Below are 1,845 nucleotides of genomic sequence, written 5' to 3' on the forward strand. Positions count from 1 at the left end.
CGGTCACCACGTTCGGCAAGCTGGCCCGGGAGCGTCGGCTCGAGCGCGACTGCGGCGGCCGGGCGCTGGTAAGGATTGAATTCGTCCATGCACTCCCCTCGACGGACGTGGCCGACTACGTCTTGGGCAGCGTCACGCCCGTCTGGCCCTGGTACTTGCCGCCGCGGTCCTTGTAAGACGTCTCGCAGACTTCGTCGGACTGGAAGAACAGCATCTGGGCGACGCCCTCGTTGGCGTAGATGCGCGCCGGCAGCGGCGTGGTGTTGCTGAACTCCAGCGTGACGTGCCCCTCCCACTCCGGCTCGAGCGGCGTCACGTTGACGATGATCCCGCAGCGCGCGTACGTGCTCTTGCCCAGGCACACCACCAGCGTGTCGCGCGGGATGCGGAAGTACTCGACCGTGCGCGCCAGCGCGAACGAGTTCGGCGGGATGATGCACACGTCGTTCTCGATGTCGACGAAGCTGCCCGGGTCGAAGTGCTTCGGGTCGACGATGGTCGAGTTGATGTTGGTGAACACCTTGAACTCGCGCGAGCAGCGCACGTCGTAGCCGTAGCTCGAGGTGCCGTAGCTGACGATGCGCTGGCCGTCGGCGGCGGTCTTGACCTGGCCGGGCTCGAACGGCTCGATCATGCCGTGCTGCTCGGACATCCGGCGGATCCAGCGGTCGGACTTGATGCTCATGCGGGGGTGGCGTCCCAGGGTTCGTGGGCGTCAATTCTAGCGGGCACGACGGCCGGGCCGCGCCGCGCGCCCTGCGCGGCATCGGCGCGGCGTCGACGCGGTGGCCGGCGCCGGCGCGCCGAAACGACGAAGGCCCGGTCGAAACCGGGCCTTCGAAGTACCACGAGGAAGCGTTGCCGGGTCGATCAGAAGCCGCTGGCGTTCAGGCGACCGTTGCTGACGACCTTGCCGTTGAGCGACGGGGTCGGCACGGCCGCGCCCATGATCGCCGCCTTGATGTCGGCCGCCGAGGCGCCCGGGTGCGACGACGCGTACAGCGCCGCGGCGCCGGTCACGTGCGGGGTCGCCATCGAGGTGCCGTTGTAGCTGGCGTAACCCGACGCGAGTCCGCCCTTGACCGACCTCGGAACCGTCGACCAGATGCCCGAACCCGGCGCACCGATGTCGACCGTCGTGCGGCCCCACTGCGAGAAGCTCGACAGCCCGCCGGTGCTCGTCGTCGACGCGACGGCGATGATGTTGGCCTGCGGGTAGTTCGACGGATAGCTGGCCTGCGCGTCGTTGTCGTAGGCAGAGTTGCCGGCCGCCGCGACGAACAGGATGCCGGCGTTGTTGGCGCGGGTGATCGCGTCGGACAGCGCCTGCGAGAAGCCGCCGCCGCCCCACGAGTTGTTCGTGGCGACGATGTTCAGGCCGTGGCGCGCCTTCAGGTCGTTGAAGTAGTCGACCGCCTTGACCGCATTGGCGGTGGTGCCGCCGCGACGGCCGAGGAACTTGGCGCTGATCATCTTGACGCCGCTCCAGCACACGCCGGCGACGCCCTTGCCGTTGCCGCCGACGCCGCCGATGGTGCCGGCCACGTGCGTGCCGTGGTCGTCGTTGGCGCCGCCGGAGTTGATGTTGTTGCTGCCGCCGTCGAAGTCCCAGCCGCGGGTGTCATCGACATAGCCGTTGCCGTCGTTGTCGACGCCATCGGCGGGGTCGTACGGGTTGGTCCAGATGTTGGCCGTCAGGTCCTCGTGCTGCCAGTAGATGCCCTCGTCGATCACGCCGACGATGACGTTGGAGCAGTCGGTGTGGCCAGCGGCCCAGGCTTCAGCCGCCTGCGAGCCGTACTGGTTGGCCGGCGACGACGCGTCGCCGTACATGCCCCACAGCGA

At 68.7% G+C, this 1,845-nt stretch carries 2 protein-coding genes; both read right to left on the reverse strand.

Annotated features, from left to right (window positions below):
* Nucleotides 1-115: 115 nt before the first annotated feature.
* On the reverse strand, nucleotides 116-685 hold the full coding sequence (gene dcd, locus V6M46_RS10255) for a dCTP deaminase (protein WP_119717979.1): 570 nt from the start codon (nucleotides 683-685) through the stop codon (nucleotides 116-118).
* Nucleotides 686-870: 185 nt separating this feature from the next.
* Nucleotides 871-1,845 (reverse strand): S8 family peptidase (locus V6M46_RS10260; protein ID WP_332664491.1); only part of this gene is annotated, 975 nt, incomplete at its 5' end.

It is taken from the genome of Aeromicrobium sp. (genome assembly GCF_036676885.1).
Classification (GTDB): domain Bacteria; phylum Actinomycetota; class Actinomycetes; order Propionibacteriales; family Nocardioidaceae; genus Aeromicrobium.

Excerpts from the sequence above, each read along its gene's own strand:
- dcd (WP_119717979.1), bottom strand. The coding sequence starts at position 685 with ATGAGCATCAAGTCCGACCGCTGGATCCGCCGGATGTCCGAGCAGCAC.